A 23,366-nucleotide genomic window follows, 5' to 3' on the forward strand; every position below is an offset into this window, starting at 1 on the left:
CTGTGGAATTGTAAGAAAACGAAACTTATATGAAAATCGCTTATATCTGTTATGAAGGGCAATTGTTGCAGGGTTTATCCGATGAGGATACTTTGTTGTTGAATTTCCTGCAACAAAAGGGTTTGGATATTCATCGTGAGGTATGGACAGATGCCGGGGTGAAGTGGGAACAATATCAATTGGTTATTTTAAAGTCTCCCTGGGATTATATTGATAATATAAAAGCATTTTATAGCTGGCTGTCTAAACTGGAAAGTTTGCAGATCCGGTTATTAAATCCTTATGATATTGTCAGATGGAATAGTGATAAACATTATATCCGGGAGATGATGGATGCTGATTTACCGGTGATTCCTGCTGTATATATTGAGAAAGGTACGCAGCCTTTATGGCCTGCTTACTTCAGCAATTTTAATACAGATAAGCTGATTGTGAAGCCATGCATCAGTGGTGGGTCTAAGAATACATTTGTGGTGACACCGGGTAAACTGCCAGCATTAGTATTTGATGAAGCGTTTATGGTGCAGCCTTTTATGCCGGAGATCCTGGAAGGGGAGTGGTCTTTCCTCTTTTTTAATGGGGTATTCAGTCATTGTTTGCTGAAGAGACCTGTACCTGGTGAGTTCAGGGTGCAGAGGCAGTTTGGCGGAAGTGCAGAACCACAGACGCCCCCTGCGGCTTATTTAGCAACAGCGTTGAGTTTTGTAGAGCGGTATGCAAATGGATGTTTATATGCGAGAGTAGATGGGGTGGTAAAAGAAGGGCGGTTCTTATTGATGGAGCTGGAATTAATAGAACCGCTTTTGTTCTTATCTACTAGCGAGCAGTATGAGCATTATTATCAGGCACTGAAGCAAATTATTGCTTGATGACAGCTTTTTTATCCATCCATTCTATTAATAACAAGGTGAATGTAAAACATAGGATCATGGGGAAGAATTGATAACGGAGTACGTTTATGGTAGCAAAAACACTGAAGGCAAAATTGATGATGAGAAAGGCAGTGATCAATATTAATGTCTTATCAGCAAGAAATTTTCTTGCGATCATACAGATGACAAATAAAATATTCATTACAAAAAAAAGCGGTGTAAAAGGGAATAGTATTTTATGCTGGATGGTGGCAGAAACGGCCGTTACTTTTCTGCTTTTATAATTGAACCAATACTGGGCTATGGGATCTACATTGTCTTTTCCGAGGTTGTATACTTCCAGTTTTTCCAGTGGTGGCAGGCAATAGTTTTTTGTATTGGTTAACAGATAATACCTGGTGAATGCCCCTGGATTATGTCTTATCAGGTAACTGCCATATTCTTCAAATACAATAGAAGCCTTTCCCCATTCGGCTATCACATTGTATCTGTCTGTGGGTTTGAAATGCTGTTTGTAATATTGTTTTAATGGAGCTTCTGATTGACGGATAAAGAAATTAGCCACATAATCCGATAATATTTCCTGCATATCAGGCGGGGTATTTTTAAAGAATTGTTTTGTGAGATGGTCTACTTCTCTGGATGCTTCTGAAGGTAATAACGTACTATCAACGTCTATCTGTTTATACATATACAGGGCATTATTGGCCAGTTGCCAGCCGGTGAATAATGAGAACTGATGCTTACCTGTTATTTTGTATGCGGCGTTACGTTGGTTGTTGATGAAGATCAGCACTAATAAACTTCCCAGTATAATCCCTGTTGCTTTTACCCAGATACGTTGTGTGGATATAAGAAATGCCAGCGCGGAAATAAACGGATAATACATGGCATTGTTACGTACGGTGAAACAGGCGTATAATAAAACTGCGTGGGTAAAGATCTGATATAACCGTGGTCGTTGTACAATCCATATCAGTTGTGTAATCCATAATAAACTCAATGCTGCAAAGAGTGGATCGCTGTTTACATAATTGCAGATATATAAATTTAGTGGATTGAAGAAAAGGAAGATAAAAAGAATGCTGCTGGTGATTTTTGCAGGTTTGTAAAAATACAGGATGGTGTAATAAAAAAGCAATGCTGTAAATTCCAGGAAGAAGTATTGAAAGCCTGCCAGTGCAGTATCAGAAGCAGTTATTTTGTGAAATACCATCAGAAATTTAGAATAACCTATTGGCCATATATTAATGTCCAGATTAGCATATGCTGCATACAGATAACTATAGGAATCGGAGAAGAAATCTGCGTAAGGGTATAATAATTTGAAAATGATAAATTGTACAACAAGACCTGCTACTGCTATAATAAGATATCTGCGATTTATTTTTATGAAATCGGGGAAGGTAATGAGCATAAATTTATTTTGGCTGATATCTGAATATAAGTTGATTAGATCAGCCCGCAAAGTTATTTTCAGTCCTTAACATCGGATTAACTCTTCCATGTATAAAGGGAAAACAACAATGAATGAAGGGTAGTGGTTTTTGGGGATAATTATTTTATGATACCAGGTAATAATATGCCATCAGGAGCTTTAAATTCGACGCCTAAGAGTTTTGTAATTAATGATGCGATATCCTCTACTCCTATAACAGGGATGACGGTCCCTTTATTTATGCCGGCGCCATAACCGATAAATCCGGTATACATTTCCGGGAAATTGGGATCATATCCGTGATGGCCACCACTGGCTGCGCCTAATTCATCTTTCAGTAATACGCCTTCTTTGTTTACAGAAGCACCGCTGAAAACGATGCCCGGAACGGCGGCTAAAGCCAGTGCTGCACTGGAATCTGCGCCCATTTCGTCCAGTTTGGCCCTGTCATATATGCTAAATAACTTTTTTTGACTGTAGGGCAGATTTTGCAGGATTTTCTTTACTTTTTCCAGGGCGGCTTTGTTTTTCAGGTACAGGAAAGCGGATCCTCCGGAAGACTGGAATTTGGCTACTTCCAGCAGGTCGTTTTGTTTTAACCAGATGTTGGGTCTTAGTACGCCGTGGATGTCCATAAATCCATGATCTCCCACGATGAGTATGGTGGTACTGTCTTTTAATCCGGAGCGTTCTACCGCTTCCAGTACGCCACCGATGGCGTTGTCTGCATTGGCCAATGCAAGTGTAACTTCTTCTCCTTCCCGGCCTACGCCATGTTCGGCGCCATCTACACAGGCGAAGTGTAAGGCCAGGAAGTGAGGTTTATAGGTTTTGAAGATGTAAGCCGCCATTCTGCCGGCGTTGGTATCCATGCTTACGAATTCTTCGCTCATATTTTCTCCGTTCAGTTTGCCGGTGGCATTCTGTTCTATTTCTTCTACCAGTCCTTTGGTAGCGTATTTCCTGGATTCAGAGATCCTGTCTTCTGCATGCTTATCATCCCATATTTCCGGAATGGAGTAGTCGATCCCTTCTCCTACGCTAACCGGCCATTGTACGGCACTGGTAGTCAAGCCTTTTGCTTTGAGTGCCTGCCATACGGTAGGGACTTTGATATCTTTCAGGAACCAGTTCCAGTTGCCGGTGCTGCCTACGGGTGCGTTGTAATAAATACCACTTCTTGCCGGCATGGCACCTGTGAGCATGGCCACATGGGAAGGGTAGGTGTAACTGGGGAACACACTTTTCATTTTCAGGGCATATAAGCCGCCGTTTTTTAAGTGTTGGAGGTTAGGGGTTGGATATTGACTATCCAGGTAAAATTCGGGCCGTAAGCCATCAATGCTGATGAGTATGACGTGTCTGGAAGGTTGTGCCAGGCATGCGACTGACATCACCATTGCGGTGGTAAACGTGAAAAGTGGGCGAAACATATAAAATTGAGTGAGTTATTTGAAGTGTAATGTATTATTTTTTTCATCGAAAGAGCATTCGATATCCGTTACCATTTTCAGGTTCTCTATGAATACGGAGATCGGCTGATTTCTGTCTACTCCACCGGCGAACTTTTTGTTCATGACAATTGGGTTGTCGATACTTACATTTATACCGAACCAGCGTGGCAATACTTTTGATATCTCTTTCAGGTCGGCCCCGTAGAAGTAATAGATCCCTTTTTTCCAGCCAAGTACGCGGGTTTTATCAAACTGCTCCATGCTGATCCCGTTTGCATTGGATACAGCTTCCATACCTGGTTGTACGGATACTGTTTTCGTGCCGTTGATGACGTTCACAGCACCCTGTACCAGTGCTACTTTTACTACTCCGGAATCATAGGAGTTGACGTTAAATTCCGTTCCCAGTACCTGTACGCTATTATGCGGCAGGTGTACAATAAAAGGTTTCTTTTCGTCTTTCGCGATCTTCAGGTACGCTTCTCCATTGATACTGATCTCTCTTGTATTACCGGTAAAGGAGAAGGGGAAGCTCAGCTGGCTGGCGGAGTTTAACCATACTTCTGTACCATCATCCAAAGTGATCTTATAATCTTTCCCTATAGGTACAGTAAGGCTGTTAATGCCTGTTTTTTCCTTTCCTGTTACAGTATAGGTGAGGGTATGTTGTGTATTGTTAAGTTGCGCATCTCCTGCAGCTACATCACCTTTCTCTTTACTGAGGTCGATGACCTGGCCATTGGACAGTGTTAATTGTATCGTATTATTATTGGCTATTTGTTGTTGCTGCTTTGGTAAGAAGTAGAACAAGGTTGTTACGCAGACGCCGGTTATAACAGCGGCGACTGCGAGCTTTTTGAAAAGGTGTATGTTGGTTTTTGATTTTTGTAATACGGTGGTGAGATCGGCCCATTCAACTTCACTGATCCCATCGGCAGGGAGCGCATTATTTAATGCGAGCCAGCGTTCGTGGATAGTATTATCCTCAGCAATGAGCATATCTATCTCAATAAGCTCTGTGCTATCAAGGGTACCGGCTATTTTACCTGCCAATAAGTAATCAATTTTATCATCATCCTGTTTCATCACTATGACTTATAGACACGGTTTTAATAGAATAGCACTATAGGGATTCCCACTTTTTTAGCCTGGTACGTAAAGTTTTTAAAGCTTTGACCATATGATTCATCACCGTATTGCGGCTGATGGACAGGTCTGCGGCTATTTCATGGTAGCTTCTATGTTCCAGGTAAGCGAGATTAAAGACTCTTGCGGCGGCCGGGGAGAGATCATCCATAGCGGCGGTAAGTTCTTTCTTCAGCTCGGCATTTTCGAGATGGTAAGTGGGTAGGATGAATTCATTGGGGAGCGGGATATTATTTTCTCTTTTTTTACGAACACCTTCATTACGAATAAAATTGTATGCCCTGTTTTTGATACTGTTAGACAGATAACCCTTAATAGATGTTGTGACTTGTTTATATAAAGTTTGCTGCCAGAAATCAATGAAAAGATCCTGGACAAGGTCCTGCGCCTCGCATTCGTCCTTTATAATAGACAAAGCGAGAACGTATAACCACTTCCTGTTGTTATTATATAGGTAGTTAAAGGCTTCTAAATCATGTGCCTTTAGCCGTTCCAGCAGAATAACATCATTTCCATAATCTGGATACATTCACAAATATTGACTCTGTTGAAAATAAATGATTGGTCGTACAAACATAAAGTTTACTTCTCAAAACTGCAACCCTATAACATAGATTTAATACGCCCTTCTAAATATAACTAATAGTCTTTCTTGTGATAAATAATAGGATGTTAAGGGTTTGGTTAATCTGATGTTAATGAAAACTTATCATGATTATATATTTTCGAATTTTCATTTTTTCTATCCATCACATATTGATTTTAATAATGAAATGTGATCTGACTAGTAACTTCAAAATTGATGAAAATCATCAGAAATCTGTATATTTGATTATACGTGAATGGCACAATAATACCCCAACAGCATAGAGCTACCCCAACAATTTAATTAAGATATTTAATAATTTAATTTATGTGTTTATGCCATTGGCATAAGCAGTTTGTTCATAACTCCAAAAACAATGTAATGAAAACACGTAACCCCTCCTTCTTCAGGGTAAGGGCGCTTTTTGTGGCGTTCCTGCTATCCTGTTCTGTAATCAATTATGTTAAAGCTTCCGATCGTGAAATCGGTGGCTATGTAGACCACGCAGAAGATCGCTTTGTAAGAAACGTCTGGAACTTTATAAAGAACTTCCAGGGTTGGCAAACGGTTGGTGCAAACCGCTGGCAGGAAGTACAATACTTCTGGGCAGAACCATTCGAATTTGACAGTGATCACCAGGACTTCGTTGATAAAATGGACCTGGCCTATGTAGCTGCTCACGGAAGTGCTTATTATGTACAAACGAATCAAAGCACCAGTACTGGTGTGGATCTGCGTAACTGTCCTGCTTATGGCGACCTCTCCACCGGCGGGGATCTTGAGTTCATGATTATTGAATCCTGCTCCACCGTAGCATCTGCTCCGGAAGCTCCTGCCAGTGGCGACTGGTGGACGCCATGGAGTGCTATTTTTCAGGGTCTGCATCAGTTGGCAGGCTTCCGTACACTGAGCTACTCAGATAACGGTATTCCTAACCGTTTTGCCAACAAACTGAAAGCAAACGGAGGCATCTGGCAGTCATGGTTCAGTGCAGTCGATGGTGAACGCACCTTCTACTCTGATGGCACTTATACAGAGTTCCCCGGTTATGCCAGCGCCATTATATATACCAGCACTGAGAACGACCGGTTAGGTAGTTATGCAGCAGATCCTGCTGGTGGTACCGGCGGTATGAAAACCTGGTGGCAGTTTTAATTTCATTCACTTTTAAAGTTAGAATCATGACTATAAAAAATGCAGCTGTTTTCATAAGTTGTCTTACGCTGTGTGCCTGTAAATGTAACAGAACACATCCGGGAAATGAGACAAACATTTATCTGTATTCTTTTGAAGAGACGGCACCTCTTACTCAGGATAATACCCGGAAACTGATAAGCGATTTTCTTGGCATCTCATCTGCTAAAGATCTCACAGTATCTAAAGATGAGAATATTGCTTACTTCGTATCTCCGGATGATGTGAATACAACCCTGGAACAGGATCTGACCACCGGTAACTTCGCCTTCAATAAATTCAGTAAAGAATATCTGGGCGATTTTACGCCTAAGCTACCGGGCAAAGAAGAGGCTATTAAGATAAGCGAAAAGTTTATCCGTGATAAAGGGCTGTTCCCTAAAAAAGCAGAACAGCTAAAGCTGGTACATGAAGGTGGGCTTCGCGCACAATCTGTAAATGGCCCTATCGTAGATAAATTGATTACGCTTACTTATGGCCGTATAATTGACAGCTTACAGGTAATAGGAGCAGGCTCCAAAATCATAGTGAACATCGGGGACAAAGGAGAGGTACTTGGTTTAACCTATCGTTGGAGGGAAGTGAATGAAACTTCCGGCAAACGGCAACTAAAACAGGAAGAACTGATTTCCCGCGAAGAAGCAGAAGGTCTGTTGAAAAGGCAGATCATACAGGAGTTTGGCGCAACTGCACAATACGATGTCAAAAGCGTCAATAAAACCTATTATGATAATAACGGCAGGTACCTGCAGCCCGTATTTGCTTTTGAAACTGTGATCAACCTGGGAGATAAACAGGTAAAACCTATTCGTTACCTGGGCGTTATTCCTTTGTTGAAAGATTCTCCGGAACCATTAAAATTGCTGGATGTAGATCCTAAGGCGAAAGATCAGATCAAAATGATACAACGCGGACAGGTAGATTCCAGTGGGCGTGGTAAACTACCTACGAAAGATTAATTTAAAAGGTCTGCGTCAATTTTTTGACGCAGACCTTTTAAATTAAGGCCTTCAACTTCGCATACTGCAACAACATAATTGACTTCCCATCTTTGATCTCCCCATTATCAATCATCTCCATAGCCTTATCAAGTGTTATTTCCAGTACTTCAATATCTTCCTGTTCATGTGCAATACCACCTCCCTCATGTATCTTCATCGATTTTGAATATTCTGCAACGAAGAAGTATAATACTTCTGTAACAGAACCGGGAGACATATACGCTTCAAATATTTTACGGACATCTGTAATCCTATATCCTGTTTCTTCTTCCGTTTCTCTTCTTATACAATCTTCAGGATTGTCTTTATCCAGCAGGCCTGCACATGTTTCAATGAGCATACCGGTTGGGTTACCATTTACAAAAGTAGGTAGTCTGAACTGCCTGGTGAGAATGACTGTTTTCTGCTCTTTGTTATACAGTAAAATGGTAGCACCGTTGCCCCTGTCATAGGCTTCTCTGTTTTGGGTTTCCCAGGTACCATTGGCTTTCTGATATTCGTAGGTGATCTTTCTTAACGTGTACCAGTTATCAGAGAGGACTTCAGTCTTCAGAATTTTTACCTTGTTTTGCATGGATGATATTGTAGCGTTAATTGGTAAGATAATAACGATTTAATGAATTGGGTAGTACATAAACATTTTTATACATACGAAAAAACCCGCTCTTAGAGCGGGTTTTAGTTTCTTGTTGCCTGACCTGGATTCGAACCAAGACAAACAGAGTCAGAGGGACTAATTTATTGATTCGTATATGTGTAGATCCTTCTCCTGGAGTGAATAATACCATAAATAAAATTTATATATATCAACAAGGTGTTTCGAAATGCCCGATAATCAATAAGTTAGAATGGGCAAACGGGACAATATCTCGTTTTGGGGTTAACTTTTGTATTCATATTAACAATTTATTGTATTAGATTGCCTCTGAGAATATTTCCTATTTCTAACAGGAATATCATCTGAAGTTTCCCACAAACACTTAAAACTTCGACCGTTTTTCAGCGGCTTTTACCATGTCTACTATTTTTTTGTGACCATTTTCAGCCTGCTGATAGGTACTGTAGTTCTCCCTATATTCATAAAACTCGTGATCTTCGCCTGGTGTGTATATATAAGTTTCAAAAACTAAAGGCGGAGATGATGCCCCTAAAGAAATATCATTACCGGTAAAAGTGGTTGATATATTAATATCTCCCAAAGTCTCATTCCATAATTGCTTTGGCCCTAATATTATAGAGTCTTTATCCTCCAGTAATTTTTCCATTGCTTTAGTGAGTTCAATGGGATGAGCCATATAATTTTCTAAATAGTAAACCAACATAGGTGCAAATATATATTTTGATTATTTCTGTTTACAAATTTTCTCCCAGAATAATTTCAATTTCAAAAAGGAGTATGATCTGACATTTGTCATTCTTTCGGTCATAATCTTAGCCTAAAGGAGTTCGTTTGCACATTTTTCGTTTAACCATTCCAGAATCCTCTCAAACTCAGATCCTTTTTCGAATTGATAAAATGGTAGTTGAATTCTTCCATTGACAACAGGAATCAATAAAAATTCATTCCAGTAATCTTCAAATCTTTTATCTTTTTCCATTGGTTGTATTGTTTTATAATTTGGAATTGTATATTATATTTACCTGCATAAATAGGATCATGCCATCATTTACAATACAGGATATAGATAATTTGGATGATTTTTTTAAAGGAAAAGAACTTCCAAAAGACATTGAAATTGCAAAGGGATCAATAGTCTCTCGTCCTCTTGATTTTGTTTCTGGACACATTTTAGTTCTGAAAACGCACATTGGTCAGACCTTATATGAACCATTTTACCTGCGATTATTGACTTTTAAAGATGAGCTAGAGAAAAAGTTGAACAAAACCTCACTTTAAATCATACACGTATACCTCAATCCCAGCTTCACAAAGCGTTGATTCAATGATTGGTTCAACTATTTTCCATTCTCCTCCTGCAAGTCCGCAACCAATTCTAGGCATATGCACTGATGTCGGCATATTTGTTCGCATTGCACAAATAAGATCCGTCAGATAGAATAGTCCAGTCTTAAGTTCATCATATCTTATTGGCGGATTACCCTCCTTATCCTTATAAATTCCCTCCTGTCCAATTATATTGGCTACTAAGATATTTTCCCCAACTGGTAGGGCTAATACAGCTCCTAACTTAAATGTATCATTATTATTATAGTACCATTTTTTATATTCATCCCTGATGAAAGGCCATTTTTTAGATAATGCCATTACAAATCCTTTTCCCCAGTAGCCTTGATTGTTGCAAATATGCGCAATAACCTTCGATCCGCTCCCAATAGGAGATGTAGCATCTCCGACAACATAATGTATTGCCATATTAATTTGATTTTATAAAGAATTGTAGCAGATATATATCATACATATACCTGCTACAATTAAATTTTTTATTTATAGCTCTTAATAAATCTGCCCGATGCTAACGTTATATGTAAATTCCTGACGAAAGTGACCCTATATGGAATTGTATCGTTACTCGTTTCGATAAACTCAATCACGCTATTCCCCCATGAGCGTCTAATTAATTGTTTAGCCGAATCCTCATCTTCAGTTTCAACATAATTCTTCAGGTATATTGTTGTTCGCCCATTAGGCATTTTTACTCGATGAATTTTTCCTTTGTCAATGGCACCTTCAGACGTTCTTTTTACATATGTACTATCTCCAAAATCTATGTATACGGTTCCATAATCACCCTTTCTATCCACCATTCTATAAGTGCCATGAATTTTTAATCCCTCCAATATGCAGATTGAGAGAATTACTAATAGAAATGTTTTCATTAATCAATCTTTTGGTTGTTATTTGGAAAAAATATGTAGTATGGATTTAGCTTCATATTGGCTCTTTAGAGGCTCCCGTATATTGAAAAGCGTATCAGATAATGGAACATTATACTTTATATCTGTAACAGTTGTACTGTAATCTGTAGTTTCTCCTAACCTGCCGTTTTCATTTTTGCAGGTAAAGCAAAATATTCTCGCCGGATAATGATATCCTTCTTTGTTTTTTGTGAATTCTGAAAATAAAGTCAAGTATACATCAGGCTCTCCATTGTCAAGGTCAGACATCATTCGCACTACCAGAAAGGTTTTTTGATCTATATACAAATAGGACATAATACCGGAGCTATTCGTATGCTTTACTTTATAGAGAAAACTTGATGTTATTCCTAAAGGCTTGAAATTGGTCGAGTCTAAATCAAGAATTTCCATGGGATTCCCATAATGCAATAACCCTGAAAGCAATATGGGAAGTATCTCTGGTTCAGGGGTGTATTCAGATAATTCCATGGTTTTCCAGTCAATATGTAACGAACCTTTTGGGGTTGTTATTTCGGTAAACTTCTCATTATTTTTTTCTCCGTCATAATGAGCCTTTTTATTTATCAAAACACATCTATTTAGATTTAATAACTCACCAGATTCACTTTTTTCCACTTTCTCAAAAACAGTTTTTATATTTTCGATCACCTGCCGGCCTCCCAGTGCTTTTATATGTCTGGCTATTAGCTCTTGAGTAGATATATCCATAGGAGCGAGTTTATCAGCTAAAAATGCTGATCTGAAGTCAGACGTATTATCCTTTATTGAAGTTGCACTATCTTTTGCCGGAATAGTAGGAGTACTGGGTTTGATATTTGTAAAACAAGACGAGAATGAAAGTATTGTGAATGCCATAATAATGGCTTCTTTAATGGACCTGAAAGTTTTCATTTTTGTTGTATTAATTTAATAGGGATACACTTTCCCAGTATTTAAGGTATAGTATCTTTTTATGTCGTCAGATACGGAGAACAATGAGTTGTCCATTTTTCTGTCGAAGCTTATGTTGAATATCGTGTAGTTATATTTTTGTTGCATGCCTAGCTTACTTTTTTTGTAATCATATCTTGAGACGCAGATGAGAGTAGGATGTGTGTATCCGGTTTTATTTTTAATAAAATTTTGGTATGATACGATGTCTGCAAAATATTTCCCGTCCGCAGCAATACCCGTCGTCAATTGTTTTCGCACCAACATGCTGTCTTTATCTACCCAGAAATATCCTAAATCTTTGTTTTGAATGCGCATGTCGAATATGTAATAGTCATGGTCCATTCCTAAAGGAGTGATATTTCTTTCATTAAATTGCGAGACCCTTTCCGGATACGCATACAAAAATGAACCATGTAAGCAGAATTCTTTATAACCAGGATCTTTTAAATCTATATCTACTATTGCGAAAGGTGCCTTGTGAATTTGCATACCTGCTTGTTGGCATACTAAATCAGAATGCTCTGACCCATCGACCAAATCTACAGTGCGGGACCTATTATCTATGACTACCCATTTTCTACCACTTGTTATATGGCCATCTATTGTATGATGATATTCCTCGTATTCTGTTTTAGTTTTTTTTAGAACCTCAATACCCCCAACAGCTTTTAAAAGCTTCGTGCTAAGTTCTTCTGTCGAGATATCAAAAGGATTAATGCTAGTGTTTATTAAGGGGGTTAAATTTTGATCAGAGGCAAGACTGTCATTAAATATGTCAGTTGGAATTTCTGATTTAGAATCATCAGTTGGAGGATCATAAGAGAAGGTGCATCCGGATAATTGGAAGGTGGTAAAAAGGAAAAATAAACTAATACTTCTATTTAATGAGTTCATTTTGTAATTGTATGTTTTGATTAAGGAAAACGATTGAATACCTACTAGACTGGCTATAGCCGAGGAAAATCTTTTTTAGTAAGATTGTAGTATATACCTCGCTGTTCCTCTGAGATCCTAAACAAAGAAGTTGGTATTGGAACATTGAATGTAAATACGGTTTGAGTGATATCATCTAGTTTTTTTGCCGGAAATCCATCTTTGAATTCGTAAACTGTTGTTATAGCTTTGATGGGGTAAGAAAACCCATCATAGCCCACGGTAAAATTGCTGTAATCGGTTATGTGACCAAATCCTTCTAGATCAAATCGTATTGACCTTGTTATGAGAAATGATTTATAATCAATCCAGAAATAATTATGCTGGTCGTTTGCAGTGCTATAAACATAGTATCCCCTTTTATCCATATTCATTGGCCGGAAATTAGTGCTGTTAAAATCGAGCAGCAGATTAGTTGCGGAATACATATAATCGCCATAGTATAAAAGGTTATTTTTATCAGTGATATCAATATCACCTACCTTAGCACTAATTTCATCGATCATGATAGCAGCAGAAGGAGTATATATTTCTGTTATATCGATGCTATCTCCTTTATATTCATATCGTGCATATTTTCCCTGGCATATCCATTTTTTTGTAGTAAGAGTTTTCTCCCCTTTTTTTTGGGTCACGATTTCGTATACAGTGGATACGTTCTCAATTCTTTGTTTTCCTCCTAGTGCGTGGAATAATTTATCAATTAACTGTTTTGGTGTGATGTCAACTCGGCCACTGTCTAAAACATTGAAGTCAGCATTGCCAAAATAATTTACAGAAACGGTGGGCTCATATATTAGATAGAGAATTATCGAGGCGACTACAAATACAGAAATTAAAATTGAAATGTTTTTTTTTGTTCGTGATTTCATAATTGATTTTAGAAATTTTTAGGTTATTATGATTTTTGAGATTGCGACCTGGCATAAGGTCATTAAGCATTGCTACTTTCCTGGCGCAATAGTCGGGTTGGAAGTAAATGATAGACAAGTAATGGCGATAGCTTTAAATACATTTTAAAATAAATTAATATGAATAATGTAAAAAAGGCTCAAACAGAAATACACCTACCACAATGCTACGCAAAGCGATAAGTGTCAATTCTATTTGAGCCCTTCTATGACACATTGCACTAAGGGAGAAAAGGTAACATTGTGATGAAAGTTTTTTCACTATTATATAGGGTGAAGCATTTTTTCATAACAGTCCTTCCTTTTAGCCCAATACTCCTTCCACTCCGTTTTTGTTTTGAGCCTAATAAATGATCTTTGGGGGTCAATGGTATGTATATAGTATGGAATTAAAAGGTGGCCTTCCTGCTCTACATAGATAATATAGGCTTCGAAGAATTCGTTACTAAGAGAGTTCATATGGCTGATTTCTCCTATCATTCCATACATTAGCATATTTAATAATGCCATTTTGCAACAGATACGACTGGTATCAGCTCCAAAGAGGAGTAAATGCCGGCACCTTCTATGTGCGGCCATTAGCAGCCTTCCACTTCCGCAAGCTGGGTCCAGTACCTTTTCTCCCAGCTTTGCATCCTGTGGAATATTAATTCTGGCTAAAATGTTGCCGATCTCGTCTGGAGTGAAAAACTGCCCATTATGGCCTCTTGAAATGGAATCCATAAAGAAATCCCCCAATAAATCATAGCAGTCCTTTTTGGCTTTAACATCAATGAGGATATTTTTAAGTTCCATGAAAAGGAATTCTCCTTCCGGGTGGTGTATCTTTTTCATGCACTCCTCTATTTCTTGTGGCAAGACACCTTTTTTTTGAGGCAGAAGGCAGTGATCGAGGAAAACTTCGAATGCTTCAGCTATGTCCTGGTATCTACCCAGTGAATTGAAAATTTTTATGAATTCATCCAGTTGTTTCATTTACTAAATTTGGCCGGTTAGAAAATCGATAGCTGGGTTAAGGGTTGACTTACCGGGTTTTTCTTTTGTCGCTTAGCAGGTGTTTCCAGTCCCTGGATTATCTCATTGCATTTATGGATATAATAATTATAGTCAATGTCCAGATCTGAAATATTCTGGTCTTTATAAGTGTTGATCACTTCACTTAACCACTTACCAGCTTCACATTGAGATAGTTTTTTCCCTTTTTTTAAGGATTCCGGATTTTTAACTTTTACCAGTTTTTTCCCTTTTTCAGTCATATAGTACCTAATGACCCGATGATATATATCCTTTTCACCATTACGGATATTGATACCTTCATAGTGATAATCTTTTGACGATTTAACACCTACACAGAAATCGAATACATTCTGATGCTGACGTATGGTTTGCTCGATTGGAATATTGTTAACAAAATGTTTCTCAATAGCAATAGGGATGATTCTCCTGCTTTTGTTCTTATGAAGCTCCGTGCTGATAGCAAAATCTCCTTTACGTTTTATTTCGCCATTTGATTTGATCCCTAAATAATCATTAACAGAGGTCTGAATAATTTTATCAAAATGTGTATACTCCAATTTTCCCATTTCATTGTTGCCTACAATTTTCTCCCACTCCCTGCAGATCTCGTAATATCTGGATTCCTTCTCCTGGGCGAGTTGACATACTATTCCGTCAGTATTTGCGGAAACCACCTTGATTCCTTCCATTAACAATGATTCAATGAGCATTAGCATTTCGAATTGGTTACCTATTGTGCAGGAAAATTGAACTTTGGGATCGTATTGCCAGTTAGTGGGTTCATTTGTCTTTCCGAATCCGCCACCATTGAGCGCTAATTTTAAAAACTCTGCAAGCCCTTTATATTTTTTCCGCTCGGTAGATGTCAGTGAGGTATCCTGGCTGAGGGCTTTGTACTTCAAACGAAGTTCAATCGTACGCTTGTAGTTAATTAGCCATAGTGGGCCCAGGTGGGAAGGGAATAATCCTCTTTTAACGATAGCATTGGGATATTGTGATCCCACATCGGCATCGATAATAAGCCGGCCATCACCGCCTACCAGCATGCGTTTTTTCTCCATGCTGTGGATACCGCCTTTTTTAATCATATAGGAGGTACCATCGACCTCTATAATGAATTCCTGCTTCTTTTTGAGATAGACTTTCTCATCTTTTACCCGTGCAAGAAATTCCTGGAACTTAGGGGTTTTGAACTGGACATATTTAGGTATACAGTCTGAAAACGTGAAGCCGGCTGTAGATGTTCTTTTCTCTTTCAGCTCATAGACTTCATAGGGGCTAAGTCCCGATTCCCGGATATATCCTACTCTGTTAAGCTCATCGCCGATCCTGACATCTGACCAGCTTAAGGCAGACCAAGACAGATTAAATTCGGAAATAATATCAAATCTTTCCTGGATCTTGTCTTTTCCGGCATATTCTTCCAGGTCAGTGATTCCTCTGGTAATCAGGTAAAGACGCTCAGTGGCCATCACATCATTAATACAATAGAAGATAATCTCCCTGACCTCTACTTGAGTAAAGTCCCAGCGCTTGTGATCGATAGGCATTTCCTCGATATTGGGAAAGTCCATGGAGAATTCCAGCCATTTAAGGGAGCAACGCCGGCCCTTGTTATCATAATGATGAATTTTAAATAGGTCAACTTGTTTTTTCCAGAGTTTAAATTCCTTGAATGGAGGACGTAGGTTGTATTTAGCATCATCTATCCGGTCCTGTGCAAACTGGTAAATGAGTCCAGTTATCTTTAGGGCTGAAAAACCTTCCCAGGTTGAATAGTTTTCCAGGATATACTGTATTACCTGGCTGTCAAATGAAAGGCCGTTAAATGAAACATAGTATTCACAATCGTCCTCCCGGAGATGTCTAACAAAATCATACAGATCATTTCTATACCTATCAATACGATAGACGGACATTTTTCCAGTCTGTAAATTCTTCGACACGTACAGAAACATCCCTTTGAGGGTTTCTATATCATACACACAAAACATATCAATAAGGGATTATGGGTTACCTGGGGTTATTGTAAAACAGGATGGGATATATGGAATATGAATGGGTTAATAGTCTATTAGGGTTTAATGCTGGTTTTGCAATGCTTCGTACTGCTTAATTTCATCACTGAGTTCGCTGATTATACTTTTCAATGAGTTGATGTAAATCTGCTGCAATAAGGGGTTGTCAGAGGTGACTAACTCCTGTGTTTTCAAAGATTTTTGAAAGTTATGAAGCCAACGCTGAGTAATCCTATATTGTTTCTCATTCTCAATCATGAAATTAAAAGTTAAGGATATATAATTTTAGAAGTTTAAGCGACATAATTGATCATATATATCCATATATTTTTCAATGTCCGGATGATTATATAGTTCTTTGAGATCGAATTGGCAATGATCTGACTCAAATACACCCTCCACGGGTTTTTTGTCTTCATCATAATACACTAAAGCGTACTTAAGGGGGTAATTACTGTAGACCGGTTGCAGAACACCATTTTCAAGAATTAGTATTACTTTTATCTCGGAATCGTCATCCTGTTCAAGCTCTTTTTTGATAAGCAACCGAGCATTTTGTCTTTCGGATTTATGCCGGCTGCGGTTTGCAATAATAATCTGCTGTCTGGCTGACTTGGTAATCCCTCTGGCTTTACTAGGTATCCCTTTGAATTTATGAGCTATGTATTTTGGACACCCTCTGAATTTGGTACTATAAGGTTTCATTAGTTTAAGTAGCTGATTTTATTATCACTACATTTATTTAATAGGTCATTAGCCGAAACATTTACAGTAGTTATTAAGTTACTGTAGGCTTTAGTTGAAGCTGTAAATCGAAAAGTTTTGTCAGGTAAAAATTCCATCTGATACTGAAAAAATGCCTCACTAATTCTTTTGTGCCTTTCCAATATTTCTTCGTCCATTTTGATAAAGAACCAATCTTCCTGTTGAATATCACCAATGGAAGCTGACTCTTCTATATATTTGATAGATTTATTGTATCGAAAACAACCGACCGGCGCTACATTGTAGCAAAGACACTTTAAATAAGGAGCATCACGAAAAAACAATTCGACGCGAAGTTTTTCCTTTCTGATGATATTTAGCAAACTTTCATTTAATTCAACAATTGTGTACATACTATAGCCTAAATTTCGTAGATAAATTGACCTGATATAAATAAGATTAGTAGGCTCCTCTGCTTTGGAGAATAGTGGGGGCATAGTTATATATTTTATTGGATTAGTAATTATATCAGCGTTAGAAACAATTGATGGTGTTTCTATTTTGATTGTTATGTTGCCTGCTGTGAATACAAAGCATCCTTTAAATCCTGAATATGAATGCCATTGGTTCTAAAAGTCGCTTCAGTGTACTTAGCGGTGGCAGTATAATAGAAGTTTTTGTAGTCAGTAATAACCATCATTTCTTCATCATATCTACTTTCAGGGATTTCCAGATTCTCAATTTCCTGCTCTGTGATGTCGATAAAGCAAAAATCCATAGAGCCCAGTATTGCTGAAGCTGTTAAATCTTCAGGGCAATTGTGTTTATTGCGAAAAAAGCCTTTTGGAGAATCGTAGAAGGTGACATTAATAAATTTTGAAGATATCTGCTGATTGAAAACGCTAAATCTATTTTCCAATTCCTGTAAAAATGATGTACTAATCTCAATAATTGCAAAATCACAATCTTCTGAGAAATCATTACTATATGCTCCAACCAATATGTAAGGCGTTGGTATGTCTGATTTTTTCATTTTACATCGTTATTAATAATCATTGATAGATATGCTCCCAGATACTACGGGGACTATTGCTTTCCTTTTTTAATTTGGAGTAATGCCAAATGAAAATAATTCCCATTAGGACAGCTATTATTGCCAGCGCGATCTGCCAGCCGGCAAATTTGCACAGAAGAGATAATCCTATTATAACCAACGCTATTCCTAGTGTTAAATAAAGAGTTGTTTTTCTGATCATTTGTCTCATTTTTAATGGTTATACAATAAATGATTTTTCACATTATTCGCTAATACGCAGCTGAGTGCTGATTCCTGGTGAGCTTTGATAATATATATCGTTGTTATCCAGGTATAAGGTCATAGTATTAAGATCTATGTTGATTAGTCCTTCAGACCCGTTTCCATCGAATGTTAGCCCAGAATATCCTATTAAGTGCCCGAGCAGAGATTCTATTTGCGAAAGAAATTCCTTTTGTAGTAATACAGGATTCCCACAATTGTCACAGGCTGACACATCTGAAAATTCCTCGAAATCACCGGCGGCACCATAATATTGAATCACTATTAATCTGGCTGTAGGGTATTGCGCTATAATGGAGAGTAGTTTTTCTTTAATCTCTTTTTTCTCCATTGTTGAATAATTTGGTATGTATTGGGAAATTTAATGGATTTGGGGAGTTTTGTTAAGTAATATTGGGTCTTCTATTTCACCTGCATAAACAGGTACCTTTCTCCATTCTCCGCTTGGAATTAACGCATCAATTTCTAACCAGAGATCTACTGCTTTTTCAGAGAAAATTACAAAGCTGTAAAAGCCCAAGGGAAGCCGATGTTCTCCATCCGTACTTTCAATCTGATATCCTATAATTCTACGTTCTTCCGTTTCGGTTTGATCCTTGGATTTCTTGTCATATGCTGCTTCCATGTATGGACATTCGGTATCGTCCTCGATAAATTCAAGGTTGTCCATTCCGCCATCCTGTAAGGCCGAAATCAATTTGGGTACAGCTAAACTCCAAATCTGTTCATCTGTTAAATTAATATTTACTTCAACTCGTGTCATCAATGAAACAGCCACGAGCTTTGCACATTTGGTCATGGTGAATTCATTTTATCGATATAGTAATAGTGCTGTCTTAAGTAATCAACTTTTTGAAAAAGACCGACTTATGCTTTATGAATGAACATATCGAAGCCGGCCTTTAATATTTCGTGAAATAGGCATATTAGCCCTGGTTTTATATTGAAATATATTTATTTCGTCCAGACCCATACCCGGTTTTTACTTTGATCTTCACACCTGGTAAAAAGCCATGGAAAGAAATATTCCCGATGCTGTTTCTTGAAAAGTCGTTTGTGTTTGTGAACATTTATGTTACCGAACATGATATAAGTTGAAACTTTCTTATATAATAGTTCTTCATCAGTACCGAAGGCGGAACTGGGGATTTTGTCCCAGTTTTCACCAGGTTTGTAAAGCTGGCTAACGAAAGCGCCAACAACCACCTGCGGTTTGAAATGATTGACAGCTGCGTTGGACTCAAAAGTCAGCACATCATCAGGTGGGTTAGTTGGCTGTTCATTGAATTGTTGCATTGCAGATTTCACGATGCCATGATTAGTTTGTAGCAGGCGTGAATCTGTGCTGATAATACCTAATGTCCGTCCGATTGTACCTTTGCCGGCACAGATCTCCAAACCTTTTCTCCCATCAAAGTATGTTCTCAACCAATCGATCATTTCAGTTGTAATGAATTGGTACACTCCATTCTCTCTGGCCCACAGACGCAGTTCTAAAAATCTAAAGGATCTGAGTAGGTCTGCGTCAACAACTTTTAAAAGTCCGTTTGAATCCAGTAATACCTCATCAATGTGTTTCAAATTGACATGAGCAAGTGGTTTAGAATCAAGTACTGACATATTTTTTATTTGGTTTTTAGGTTTGTATTTGTAATTAAAATGAGCAAATAGGATATCATCTTATGAGTCTTCTTCACTCCCAAAGTGATCCTTCCATTCCTCTGGTGTAATACCTGATATCAGAAACTCCCTTATTTCCGGGCTTAAATGCGGGACAACACGTTGTACAAATTCGCCGTTTTCAATTCTGAGAAGTTCTTCGGATGATATATTTATCTCAAGGGTATTTTTCTTTAGGGTAAGTAGGCTGATTCTTGTGATTTCCAACTTTATTTATTTAATAGTGGTTAATTGAATATTACATCAACCTCATTCTTAATCCCTCAGATGCCTCAAGTACCCGTTGTTCAAATGGATCCCATATTTTTATTTCGATAATACTGTCGCAATCCTCTTCCTCGAAGAAAAGATCATCGTTTGAGATATTGGGATCACTAATCTTGGAGGCAATTTTTATCAGGTCAGCTGCTAACTCAGACCTTGTTGCAGATGCAGTTATTTTTAAATCAAATCTATTTTCCATAAGCAGCGGTTTTAAAATGAAGAATGGATTATAAAGGGGAGTTTTTTATAGGCCCTGAACGGATAAACTCCCCCAAAACCGTTTTTGCTGCATCATTGCGCATCACTGGTCCATTAGATGCAGACTTTGACAGGAAGTGATTCCTGTTATCCCTATTGTTTAGCTCCGTAGGGCACGCTGAGCGTGGAATCCGGAAGTTGACCACCCGAATTTGACATTTGAATATTCTTATTATTGATGGCGCCGCCTTTTTAGTGATCAGTATTATGAACTACATGAAGAAATATAATGATGGAGATTAAAAGGCAATTTCGCTTTTTTGAGATGGCTCAATGTAGGCGTCCATCTCAAATTCGCTATGCTTCAGGTGATCACAGATACTGGAAAGGTCAACTGGATTTGTATTACACTGCTGCATCTGAGAAAAAGCTGCTTTCCTGACTGCAATCTGAAATCCTAATTCTACCTTAATGATTCGTTCGGCTTTTAATTCCTTGGTTATACTATCAAATACAACAATTTTCAGCTCATTATCATTTCTATTAATCCAATCCTCGCAGTCTCCAATCTCACATGCGCCAAAGTTTAGTGGTACGTTAAAAGAATGATTAAAGAAACTGATCATTATCTTCAGGAAATAGTATCTGTCGTAAGTACAGAGAGCATAGAAAAGCTGATTTCGTGTAATTGCACGTATATGCTCCTCACTAACATTTTGGTAGGATATTTGCATTTCCAGAAAACTCTTTGAAGTATCGAGGCTAGTTACGCTCTGTAACTGCGATGAAGAGGTTGCAGCAAATGCACGCCCTAAATCGAATACGTTTTTATCAGACATAGACATAAAGTTTATTTTAGATACTATTTGATTGAAGATGTAGTGAGTACATAATTAATTGGATTTGTTGTCATTAATAGCAATCACTAATTGGTACCCTCACAGGCTTCAAGCAATTCCCACCAAATATCATTTGGGATTTTACAGGCACCATACCACCCTTCACCATCCCAGTATCCCCATAGTATAAGCGTACACATCCAATCTGCAATAGATCCATTATAATCTTCCGGTGGTATAGCGGGCATTAATGGAGCTTTTTTCTTACGGTGACGCTTTCTCTTTGCCATGATGGTTTAGGTCTGACTTTTAGCATGCGTTAATGTATTTTCAAAGAACTTTTTATTAGATGCTATATCCGATCCGCCAGCCCAATACTGGCCAATTGGTATACCGGTTCTGTTTTTTACGATTCAAAATATTTATTGTACTCCCACCATCTGTCTATTTCTTCCTGTTCAACGATAAGGACACCGTTTAGATCCAGTTTGGCACTGCTGACAGCGTGATACATGGCATTATCTACAAGGATTTTTACCTCTGTATCAGTATATGAGTATTTGCTTTTTCCTGAGAGTATTATGGCGATAAAGGTGGTGATCTTACCGGTAGAATGTTGGCTGATGAACGATGATGTAATTACCTCAAAGGATACGGGCACACCCGTATTTAACAGGTTATTATCGATAGCAAATTGCCATTGTTCATATTTTAATGGGAATCTGCGTATCTGAATCCCTTCTGACTTCATTCCATACTTGAGTGTGACTACCATCCTTTTTAATGTACTCATTTCATCCCGTGAAAGCTGACGCTGCTCGCCGGTGGAGAGTATCTTAATAAAGTACTTCATTTCCTGTATCTGCGCCACTTTGTTGTTGTATATAACATAGTTGCCTTTGCTGAGCAGATAAACCTCTTTTTCTGTAAGTAGAATACTCTCAACCTTTCCCGGTCTTATCATAGTTGGACACAATAAATAGTAACAAAAATTAAAGGTTGTCTCCCCTCGATTCTAACGGGTCAAGAGTTATTAATTATGCTTTGCCAGGCAATTAATATCCCCCACATTTAATGTGTGACCAGGTGGTAGTCTCACCTGCGCTCTTACGCTTTGAGCTATGAAACAACCCTTACCACATACGTTTCCCCTATAAAACGTAAGTGAAATGATAAAGTGCCGGGTGATTTGAATCGGTTCTGGAATAATTCCAATTTTAATTCAAATGAGTTGGCAAGGTTTCCCCGGCACTATTTATTTTAAAGACATTTGCAGCTGTGTTATCTGACTTTCATAATTCGTTTATCCCAGATCCATATTCGGTTTAGCGCCTGTTCGTTTGCTCTGGTTATCTGCCACGGTAGCCGGTATGTTTGATGTGGTAATTTAAAGATCCGTTTACCTTTATCTACAATCTCATTTCCTAACATTATGTAAGTCTGGACTTTTTTTAATAATAACACCTCATCTACACCCCAGGTTTTTCCGGGATTATCACTATTTACATCACTGTGCAGGTATATCTGAGGGACGAACGCTCCTATGGCAACCTTTGGTTTGTCATATGTGATTGCTTCATTAGCCTCCATTTTGATTACATCTGCTGCTGGAAAGACGGGCCTTATTCCTTTCTTTAAACAATAATCGATGCCGTTAGGCTCTGTTTCATAATAGCTGTCCGTTGCCGGTATTCCAAGTAGCCTGGCAATTCCACCGTTGCCGGCACATATTTCAACGGCGCTTCTTCCTTCTATTTTCTCTTTAAGCCATTCTATCATTTCCTTTGTAATAAAATGATATACTGAATTCATTTGTGCCCAGGCTGATCTTTCTACTTCGTGAATCTTATGTAGTTCTAAAGCAGAGATAGCTTTTAGGTGACCGTTATTATCTAAAAAGAAGTCATCCAGGTGCCTGACATTTATAATAGGCAATCTTATTGTCTTCATTTGGCCACCGGGTAATGGGTTAGTAATTT

Annotated in this window: 30 protein-coding genes; 4 read left to right on the plus strand and 26 right to left on the minus strand. The window is 38.2% G+C overall.

What is annotated here, in order from left to right; all coding sequences use genetic code 11:
• Positions 1-29: 29 nt before the first annotated feature.
• Positions 30-869: an ATP-grasp domain-containing protein gene (locus tag BMW86_RS15375; RefSeq protein WP_089782608.1), complete on the plus strand. Its 840-nt coding sequence runs from the start codon at positions 30-32 to the stop codon at positions 867-869.
• On the opposite strand, the gene BMW86_RS15380 is transcribed toward BMW86_RS15375, so the two are convergent.
• From BMW86_RS15380 to BMW86_RS15395, 4 genes are all read right to left on the minus strand, one after another.
• A complete protein-coding gene (locus BMW86_RS15380) occupies positions 859-2,289 on the minus strand; it encodes a hypothetical protein (protein WP_089782609.1) in 1,431 nt (476 codons plus the stop codon). The genes BMW86_RS15375 and BMW86_RS15380 overlap by 11 nt on opposite strands.
• 140 nt (positions 2,290-2,429) lie before the next feature.
• Positions 2,430-3,743 (minus strand): alkaline phosphatase family protein, encoded by a 1,314-nt coding sequence (locus tag BMW86_RS15385; protein ID WP_218149150.1) that lies wholly within the window; start codon positions 3,741-3,743, stop codon positions 2,430-2,432.
• Positions 3,744-3,758: 15 nt separating this feature from the next.
• The gene (locus BMW86_RS15390) at positions 3,759-4,850 is read right to left on the minus strand and encodes a FecR family protein (protein ID WP_089782611.1); all 1,092 of its coding nucleotides are present in this window, start codon (positions 4,848-4,850) and stop codon (positions 3,759-3,761) included.
• A 37-nt stretch (positions 4,851-4,887) separates the two neighbouring features.
• The gene (locus tag BMW86_RS15395; RefSeq protein WP_089782612.1) at positions 4,888-5,439 is read right to left on the minus strand and encodes an RNA polymerase sigma factor; all 552 of its coding nucleotides are present in this window, start codon (positions 5,437-5,439) and stop codon (positions 4,888-4,890) included.
• A gap of 438 nt (positions 5,440-5,877) precedes the next feature.
• Between BMW86_RS15395 and BMW86_RS15400 the strand changes: the two genes are divergently transcribed.
• Positions 5,878-6,651, plus strand: coding sequence for a DUF6345 domain-containing protein (locus tag BMW86_RS15400; protein WP_143056574.1), 774 nt, complete (start codon positions 5,878-5,880; stop codon positions 6,649-6,651).
• A 26-nt stretch (positions 6,652-6,677) separates the two neighbouring features.
• Positions 6,678-7,649 carry a hypothetical protein gene (locus tag BMW86_RS15405; RefSeq protein ID WP_089782614.1) on the plus strand — a complete coding sequence of 324 codons (972 nt, stop codon included), beginning with the start codon at positions 6,678-6,680 and terminating at the stop codon, positions 7,647-7,649.
• A gap of 37 nt (positions 7,650-7,686) precedes the next feature.
• Here BMW86_RS15405 and nudK read toward each other — a convergent pair whose 3' ends face one another.
• The 3 genes from nudK to BMW86_RS32835 all read right to left on the minus strand — a co-directional run bounded on the left by nudK (position 7,687) and on the right by BMW86_RS32835 (position 9,289).
• Positions 7,687-8,265, minus strand: a complete 579-nt coding sequence (gene nudK, locus BMW86_RS15410; RefSeq protein WP_089782615.1) for a GDP-mannose pyrophosphatase NudK — start codon at positions 8,263-8,265, stop codon at positions 7,687-7,689.
• 406 nt (positions 8,266-8,671) lie between these two features.
• The gene (locus BMW86_RS15415) at positions 8,672-9,013 is read right to left on the minus strand and encodes a hypothetical protein (RefSeq protein ID WP_089782616.1); all 342 of its coding nucleotides are present in this window, start codon (positions 9,011-9,013) and stop codon (positions 8,672-8,674) included.
• A gap of 114 nt (positions 9,014-9,127) precedes the next feature.
• Positions 9,128-9,289 (minus strand): hypothetical protein, encoded by a 162-nt coding sequence (locus BMW86_RS32835; RefSeq protein ID WP_177189273.1) that lies wholly within the window; start codon positions 9,287-9,289, stop codon positions 9,128-9,130.
• Positions 9,290-9,348: 59 nt separating this feature from the next.
• Here BMW86_RS32835 and BMW86_RS15420 point away from each other — a divergent pair, with 59 nt between their 5' ends.
• Positions 9,349-9,588: a DUF6965 family protein gene (locus BMW86_RS15420; protein ID WP_089782617.1), complete on the plus strand. Its 240-nt coding sequence runs from the start codon at positions 9,349-9,351 to the stop codon at positions 9,586-9,588.
• Here the strand turns inward: BMW86_RS15420 and BMW86_RS15425 are convergent.
• The 19 genes from BMW86_RS15425 to BMW86_RS15520 form a co-directional block, all read right to left on the minus strand.
• On the minus strand, positions 9,580-10,065 hold the full coding sequence (locus BMW86_RS15425) for a macro domain-containing protein (RefSeq protein ID WP_089782618.1): 486 nt from the start codon (positions 10,063-10,065) through the stop codon (positions 9,580-9,582). The genes BMW86_RS15420 and BMW86_RS15425 overlap by 9 nt on opposite strands.
• 68 nt (positions 10,066-10,133) lie before the next feature.
• On the minus strand, positions 10,134-10,529 hold the full coding sequence (locus BMW86_RS15430) for a hypothetical protein (protein WP_089782619.1): 396 nt from the start codon (positions 10,527-10,529) through the stop codon (positions 10,134-10,136).
• 18 nt (positions 10,530-10,547) lie between these two features.
• Positions 10,548-11,462, minus strand: coding sequence for a hypothetical protein (locus BMW86_RS15435; RefSeq protein WP_089782620.1), 915 nt, complete (start codon positions 11,460-11,462; stop codon positions 10,548-10,550).
• A 15-nt stretch (positions 11,463-11,477) separates the two neighbouring features.
• On the minus strand, positions 11,478-12,398 hold the full coding sequence (locus tag BMW86_RS15440) for a hypothetical protein (protein ID WP_089782621.1): 921 nt from the start codon (positions 12,396-12,398) through the stop codon (positions 11,478-11,480).
• Positions 12,399-12,451: 53 nt separating this feature from the next.
• Positions 12,452-13,309, minus strand: coding sequence for a hypothetical protein (locus BMW86_RS15445; protein ID WP_089782622.1), 858 nt, complete (start codon positions 13,307-13,309; stop codon positions 12,452-12,454).
• 303 nt (positions 13,310-13,612) lie between these two features.
• A complete protein-coding gene (locus tag BMW86_RS15450) occupies positions 13,613-14,323 on the minus strand; it encodes an N-6 DNA methylase (protein WP_089782623.1) in 711 nt (236 codons plus the stop codon).
• A 17-nt stretch (positions 14,324-14,340) separates the two neighbouring features.
• Entirely contained in the window at positions 14,341-16,323 is a 1,983-nt protein-coding gene (locus BMW86_RS15455; RefSeq protein ID WP_143056575.1) for a hypothetical protein, read from the minus strand.
• Positions 16,324-16,668: 345 nt separating this feature from the next.
• Positions 16,669-17,088 (minus strand): hypothetical protein, encoded by a 420-nt coding sequence (locus tag BMW86_RS15465; protein WP_089782626.1) that lies wholly within the window; start codon positions 17,086-17,088, stop codon positions 16,669-16,671.
• Positions 17,088-17,585 carry a hypothetical protein gene (locus BMW86_RS15470; RefSeq protein WP_089782627.1) on the minus strand — a complete coding sequence of 166 codons (498 nt, stop codon included), beginning with the start codon at positions 17,583-17,585 and terminating at the stop codon, positions 17,088-17,090. The genes BMW86_RS15465 and BMW86_RS15470 overlap by 1 nt, the downstream gene beginning before the upstream one ends.
• Positions 17,586-17,656: 71 nt before the next feature.
• A complete protein-coding gene (locus BMW86_RS15475; protein WP_089782628.1) occupies positions 17,657-18,121 on the minus strand; it encodes a hypothetical protein in 465 nt (154 codons plus the stop codon).
• A gap of 265 nt (positions 18,122-18,386) precedes the next feature.
• The gene (locus tag BMW86_RS15485) at positions 18,387-18,737 is read right to left on the minus strand and encodes a hypothetical protein (protein WP_089782630.1); all 351 of its coding nucleotides are present in this window, start codon (positions 18,735-18,737) and stop codon (positions 18,387-18,389) included.
• Between the two features lie 30 nt (positions 18,738-18,767).
• Positions 18,768-19,205: a hypothetical protein gene (locus tag BMW86_RS15490; protein ID WP_089782631.1), complete on the minus strand. Its 438-nt coding sequence runs from the start codon at positions 19,203-19,205 to the stop codon at positions 18,768-18,770.
• 155 nt (positions 19,206-19,360) lie between these two features.
• A complete protein-coding gene (locus BMW86_RS15495; protein ID WP_089782632.1) occupies positions 19,361-20,026 on the minus strand; it encodes a hypothetical protein in 666 nt (221 codons plus the stop codon).
• 60 nt (positions 20,027-20,086) lie between these two features.
• Positions 20,087-20,293 carry a hypothetical protein gene (locus BMW86_RS32505; RefSeq protein ID WP_143056576.1) on the minus strand — a complete coding sequence of 69 codons (207 nt, stop codon included), beginning with the start codon at positions 20,291-20,293 and terminating at the stop codon, positions 20,087-20,089.
• Positions 20,294-20,324: 31 nt separating this feature from the next.
• A complete protein-coding gene (locus BMW86_RS15500) occupies positions 20,325-20,549 on the minus strand; it encodes a hypothetical protein (RefSeq protein WP_089782633.1) in 225 nt (74 codons plus the stop codon).
• Positions 20,550-20,847: 298 nt separating this feature from the next.
• Positions 20,848-21,387 carry a hypothetical protein gene (locus tag BMW86_RS15505; RefSeq protein ID WP_143056577.1) on the minus strand — a complete coding sequence of 180 codons (540 nt, stop codon included), beginning with the start codon at positions 21,385-21,387 and terminating at the stop codon, positions 20,848-20,850.
• 86 nt (positions 21,388-21,473) lie between these two features.
• On the minus strand, positions 21,474-21,677 hold the full coding sequence (locus tag BMW86_RS15510; RefSeq protein WP_089782635.1) for a hypothetical protein: 204 nt from the start codon (positions 21,675-21,677) through the stop codon (positions 21,474-21,476).
• Between the two features lie 116 nt (positions 21,678-21,793).
• Positions 21,794-22,351 carry a hypothetical protein gene (locus BMW86_RS15515; protein WP_089782636.1) on the minus strand — a complete coding sequence of 186 codons (558 nt, stop codon included), beginning with the start codon at positions 22,349-22,351 and terminating at the stop codon, positions 21,794-21,796.
• 317 nt (positions 22,352-22,668) lie between these two features.
• Complete coding sequence (locus tag BMW86_RS15520; RefSeq protein ID WP_143056578.1) at positions 22,669-23,337, minus strand: hypothetical protein; 669 nt, start codon at positions 23,335-23,337, stop codon at positions 22,669-22,671.
• Positions 23,338-23,366: the final 29 nt, after the last annotated feature.

The organism is Chitinophaga sp. YR573 (assembly GCF_900110995.1).
GTDB lineage: Bacteria > Bacteroidota > Bacteroidia > Chitinophagales > Chitinophagaceae > Chitinophaga.